The organism is Clostridium cibarium (assembly GCF_014836335.1).
Taxonomy (GTDB): domain Bacteria; phylum Bacillota; class Clostridia; order Clostridiales; family Clostridiaceae; genus Clostridium; species Clostridium cibarium.
In genome coordinates this window covers 1-6,197 of sequence record NZ_JACSRA010000055.1, presented here as the reverse complement: position 1 = coordinate 6,197, position 6,197 = coordinate 1, and the positions used below count along the sequence as shown (strand labels likewise).

At 24.9% G+C, this 6,197-nt stretch carries 5 protein-coding genes; 3 read left to right on the top strand and 2 right to left on the bottom strand.

The features are described 5' to 3' along the window. The first annotated feature begins 1,532 nt into the window (after positions 1-1,532). Both H9661_RS19095 and H9661_RS19090 read left to right on the top strand, forming a co-directional pair. Positions 1,533-1,682 carry an aureocin A53 family class IId bacteriocin gene (locus tag H9661_RS19095; protein ID WP_191770381.1) on the top strand — a complete coding sequence of 50 codons (150 nt, stop codon included), beginning with the start codon at positions 1,533-1,535 and terminating at the stop codon, positions 1,680-1,682. Positions 1,683-1,782: 100 nt separating this feature from the next. Then, the gene (locus tag H9661_RS19090; RefSeq protein ID WP_191770379.1) at positions 1,783-2,478 is read left to right on the top strand and encodes an ABC transporter ATP-binding protein; all 696 of its coding nucleotides are present in this window, start codon (positions 1,783-1,785) and stop codon (positions 2,476-2,478) included. A 1,821-nt stretch (positions 2,479-4,299) separates the two neighbouring features. Here H9661_RS19090 and H9661_RS19085 read toward each other — a convergent pair. Together H9661_RS19085 and H9661_RS19080 are read right to left on the bottom strand one after the other, a co-directional pair. Then, complete coding sequence (locus tag H9661_RS19085; protein WP_191770376.1) at positions 4,300-4,830, bottom strand: hypothetical protein; 531 nt, start codon at positions 4,828-4,830, stop codon at positions 4,300-4,302. Positions 4,831-4,983: 153 nt separating this feature from the next. Next, positions 4,984-5,445, bottom strand: coding sequence for a hypothetical protein (locus H9661_RS19080; RefSeq protein ID WP_191770374.1), 462 nt, complete (start codon positions 5,443-5,445; stop codon positions 4,984-4,986). A gap of 161 nt (positions 5,446-5,606) precedes the next feature. Between H9661_RS19080 and H9661_RS19075 the strand changes: the two genes are divergently transcribed. Continuing rightward, entirely contained in the window at positions 5,607-6,083 is a 477-nt protein-coding gene (locus H9661_RS19075; protein ID WP_191770372.1) for a hypothetical protein, read from the top strand. Positions 6,084-6,197 lie beyond the last annotated feature (114 nt).

Genomic DNA, 6,197 nt, shown 5'->3' with positions numbered 1-6,197 from the left:
AAAGCTACTGAAAAATTAAAAGAACTAAGTAAACCAGTTGAAAAAATCATAAAAAGTAAAAGCTTTGATATGGAAAGGTAAAAGATCTAAGACTGATAAAACTAGTTTTTAAGTACCTTGTAAATCACTTAAAAATATAAATGCTCTTGCTACTTTAAAATTTCTTTAACCTTTCTCAAATTAGCTTATATCCTATATTTCTTTAAATGTGAAACTAGGTATTGCAAAGTAATTTTTTATATTAAATTCCTTTGCAATACCCTACGGAATACCTAGTTACTATACAGATACTTTACATATTAATATCTTATTTTATACATAAACTATCTTATACGTAAAGTATAAGATCTTATTGTTTACATATAGTATCTTATTAATTACATATCTTTTGGAAAAATTACATTCGGGTATTAGGGGTACACTCCTAACAAGTCTTGCATTTTGTATTACAAATGCGTATCTTGCCAACATATAAAATTCATTTATCGTATCATAACTCCGTAAGTTGTATTACAATTCCAGTTGATCTACATATCTCCTTACTTTCTTTTTTTACTTCTATTCCTTCAAATAATTTTTTTATTTTTTAAGTAATACTTGCAAGTATCAACCGAAGGTGTAGAATACAAGGGCAACTAAAGGAGCCGAACTGGACGCAGTTATTCCCTTACAAATAGTCATACATATGACTATCAGTAAGGAATTAACTGCGTCCAGTTTAGAATACAAGGTTTAACCTCAGTCGCCTTCACTATCTACACCTTATCTGTTACGTGCATTAACACCCACAAGCTTTCTACATTACGGTTCTATCCTAATGCGTTATTCTTCTCATGGTTCCCGATACCCTAGTATCCTAGAACTCCCACACCTGACCTTTACGTTGTCATCACGCTCTTTCCCGTACACCCAAAGATAAGGATTAGGTATATTGTACGGAGGTTCACTTTCTGCATTGGCTGAACTCACCTATCTTCTTCTTTCAAGTGGTTTTATGGCTTGTCCCACTACATACCATATAGGTGGTATGTGACCTTTTAAAAAATCAAAAAAGCCTTTTAAGTTGGTATTTACCATACTTAAAAGGCTTGAAATTCTATCTTCTATCGGTTATAATTTACTAATAAAACTAGTAAACTTAAAAGTAACTTTTGTTACTGTGAAAGAAGTTCTTTTTCTAACGGCTTTTTTGGTACGGTCAATACCTTTAAAGTTTGGCTTATCAGTGTAACGGTCAATTACATCGATAAGAGTTGAATAAGGACTTTTTTTATTCAATTTTCCAATCAATAATTTTATTTTAACCTTTATTTTCTTACTTTACAACTTTTATTTTACAAAAACTTTATAAGAAAGAATTATTTTATATTGTTCTCATTCCAAAACATAACTAATATAACTTCCATCCACATCATTTAAATGTCATTTTTTTCATAATATGTTTACTTATGTGATATAAAGTGATATTATGGTATATATGTATTATTATGTAATGCATATTGCTATTTTAAATATTGGGAGGAGGAGATTTTATGGGCGCTGTAATTAAAGCTGTAGCTAAATACGGTTCAAAAGCAATTAAGTGGGTTTGGGCTAATAAAGCTACTGTATTAAAATGGTTAGACAGAGGAATGACTGTTGCTTGGATTGCAAATGAAATAAGAAAAGCTCTTGGTCTATAATTTGGTTTAATTGTTTTATGGAGTAAATTATGTAAAAAATAGTTTACTCCTTAATTTTTACTTGCTATAATGTAATAAAATTATAAAAGGACTGAATAATATGATTATATTTAATGATATTAAAAAAATATATGGCAAAAATGTTGCTGTTAATATACAAAAATTATCTTTAAGTGAGAATAATATTTATGGCTTAATTGGGCCAAATGGTTCTGGAAAAACTACTACTATAAGAATGCTTGTAGGTTTACTAAAACCTTCATTTGGTAATATACTCATAAATAATAGTGACATACATTCTGATATTGAAATTAAAACTAAATTAGGGTACGTACCAGACAATCCTAATTTATACGAAAACTTAACCGGCAGAGAGTTTGTTGAATTTATATGTAACCTATACTACATGGATGATAATACCAACATAGATTACTTTTTAGACTTATTTGATATAAGTGACAAAGCTGATACATTAATATCTTCATACTCTAAAGGTATGAAGCAAAAAATATCAATAATTGCCACACTAATTCATAATCCTCAGATTCTTATTTTGGATGAACCTTTTACTGGTTTAGATCCCATTACTATAAAAAAGTTAAAGGATTATCTTAAAGAATTTGCCAAAAAAAACAATAATATTGTAATTTTATCTACTCATGACTTAGATGTTGCTAGCAATTTGTGCACCGACATAATTATCATTAAAAATGGTAATATAATTTTTAATGATAATATTAAAAATCTAACTATAGATTCATCATTAGAAGATAAATTTATAGAAATAATAAAATGAAAGGATTTTTCTAATGGTATTTAACATTCTTAAAATTAAGCTTAAAATACTGCAAAGAAGAATTGATAAGGAATATAATAGAAGAGATAAGATTAGCCTTACTATCTTCCTAGTTATATTTATATATCTAATAACATATCTTATTTTTTTTCTATTGTCTAAATTTAATGTAACTTATTCTTTAAGTATAAAATTTAATACATTAATACTAATGTGTTCAACTTTATTAATGTTATCAATTATGCCTTTAAAAATCTTTAATTCTTTCTTTGAAAATAGGAAAATAGAAATATTAATTTTATCTCCTATAAACCTTAAAAATTGCTTTTTATGCGAATTTTTATCTTTGGCTTTTAAAACAATATTGATATTTTTATGTATTATAATGCCACTACTAGTTGCTGATGGCTTGGCTATAAATCTTTCATTGTTAGTTTACTTTAATTACATATTATATGTAATATTACTATTATTAATAATCTATTTAGTATCTTATATTACATTATTTTTTCTAAGTATGGTTATTAATATACAACATTTAAAAAAAATAATAATAATTTATACTGGAATAATAGAACTATTCTTTACATGTTCAGTTATACTTATATCAAATTATGTTAACTTAAATAACTTTATCAATAATTTAGATACTTATAAATTTACTAAATACTTTTTCTACTTTAGTGAGCTTATGTTATATAATAGAAGAACTAATGTTATATTTTTCCTCATCCTCTTAATTTTAATATTTTATAAGCTTTCGTACTTTTTATTTTATAAATCTTTTTATATAAATGGATTATTTGTAAATAGTTCTACGAACACTTATTCTCATAAAAAAAATCTTATTACTTATAAACTATTAAACAAATTCTACTTTTTTAATAAAGATAAAAAACTATTAATACGTAACTTTAATTTATTAAAATCCATTATATTTACTTTAATTACATTTACAATAACAACAATATTTTCTACAAATAAAACAGAAGATAACTATTTATTTCTATTAATAATAAATCAACTTATGACTATATCTGTTGTTAGTGAAATTAATTATAATATTGTAAACTTAGAAAAGAATAAATATGAAAAACTTTACTTAAGCAAAATCGATATTTTCAATTTTTATTTACAAAAGAATGTTTCTGGAAAATTGATTAGCTTTCTATTTATATTTATATATGATTTTATTATTCTAATTAATTTTATGCCAAATATGAAACAGTCTATATTTTATTTATTAGCTAATATTATATGTATAACACTAATTAGTAAACCTATAACTCTAATAATGATTAATATATCCATCATCAATAAATGGTCAATTAAAAATTTGTTTACTATTGTAAAATTAATTTTCTATACATTATCTTTGTATTCTATAATACTAATTTTCATGTATTTATCTAGTAAAACTAGTTATATATACTTTATTATTTTATCTTTTCTATTAATGTTTTTATTAAGTTCATTAATTGATACATTAATAAAAAAGTTTCTAACTAATAAAAAGCTTAACTTTATTTAATCAAGGAGGATTTTCTTATGAATAATAAAAATTCTAAGAATGAAAACTTAAAATTTATATTTTACCTAATAATATTTATACTATTACTTTTTTTATTGTTTTTTAAAAAATAGATCTTGCTTATGTAAAATGATATTTAACAATACTAAAATACTTATGAATACGATACTTTTTTCAATTTCATTAAAACACCTCTTATTTCCCTAAAATTTGTCTTAATGAAATAAAAGCCAATGATTTGAACTGCCCCCTGTCTACTTGAGAGGGGGCAGTTCAAATCATTGGCTTAATTACTTATACTTGTTTATAAATTCTTCTAATGCTAAACTTATTAAATTTTGAACTTTAAATTGTTTATGATCTACAACAAATTTCTCCCATTCTTCTAAAACTTCTATATCTACCTTAAATAACTTTTGTTTAACTTCTGTTATATTCTTTACCTTTAATTCTACTGGTTCAACTTCCACAAATGTTTTACTTTTGTTATACTCTCGTATAACTTCTTTAATAGGTTCTAAAAGACTTACTAGTTCTTCTAACTTATCCTTCTTTATATCATTGTTATACTTTTGTTTAATACTATTATTTTTAGTTATAACTTTTGTTATATTATTAATATCATTTTGTTGTTCTAGTCCTTCTTCTAACACAAATTGATTATTAATTTTAGTATAGCCTTTTCTTTTCAATCTTTTAGTTATAACACGCTCATTTACATTAAACTCTTTATTTTCAATATCTATCATTGTTCTACCTTTTGATAATTCTGCATTAATAAACTTAACTACTTCAACGATGTTATTATCAATATATTCCATTAAATATACACCTCGCTATACATTAGTTATACTTTGGTTATATTGTACTATACATTTGTCCATCATACAATTTCGCTAAATGATAGTTTAATAAATAAAGACTATTGCCCCAGGAGCGATAGTCTTTATTTATTAAACTATTTTTTTACTATACTAAACAATTACATATATATAATCTGATCTTACTTGTGTTCCAGTAGGTTGCGTTGCTTTAATTTCAATTCTATGTCTTCCAGATGATAAATTTTTTACAAGAATTGTTTTAATAAAATTATTGTTTCCAAGAGACTTATAGTCTAATAAGTAGTCATCATGCCCAACAAAACTACCATCTACCCATACAGCTACAAACCCAGAAGTGTTAGTAAACTTGCATTGAATACCAACATTTTTAGTATCTACATTATATTCTCCACCAGTATATGTAATTTGAGATGTATTTCCGATAGCATACACATTTCTGCCAAGATCCCTTACATTAGTAACCTGTGTTATTTGGGCATTCCAATTAGTCCCATAACCACCATAAGCAGAAGCTTTTTCAATCCCAAACCCTGCTGTAAACAATAAAGCAACTAAAAGCAAGGTAAATGCCTTTTTAATTAAATTTTTCATCACAAAACCCTCCATTTTATTCTTATTATGTTAAATAAACACAAATAATATAATAACATTCCAAAAGCAAATGCACAACAATATATTCCTCTATATTACAATTAAAGTTTTTTATTCCATATCCGATAACGAAATATATACATTTATACTAGGAGGAAAAAATGAATAATATAAGTGCTTATAGAAGTATGTCCAACTTAAACATCAAAGAAAAATCACCTGTAATTGATAATACAAATGTAATTGATAAAGATAAAATCAATACATCGAAAAATCAAGATAGTGATAATATTGATATTCAATCAAATAAAAAAGCAATAAATACTAAAAAAGCATATGATGCTCTTCAGGAAACATGTAAAGAATTTGGGACTGTAGAATGTCGTGGTTATACAGCTGGAACTATGCAATATCATTTAAATACAATGATGATAATAATGAAGGATAAGGGTATATCTGTACCTGATTTTGATATAAGTGGAGGTAATGTTAGTAATACTAATTACCTTGGCTTTATAGATAATATAAAAGATTTTACAAAGAATCTTTCAAAAAAGGTTCCTAATTTAGTTCCAGATAACTTTTTTAATTTTTGTGATGTATGGAAAGAAAAGCTTATTCAAAATGGTTGTAGTTAATAACTACAACCATTTTGCTTTAATTTCGCTAAATTTGACTTTAGTGAAATAATTATACTTTTAATTTGGACTATGTTTAAGAATATTGTCCATTAAGACTTCACTACAAAGTGG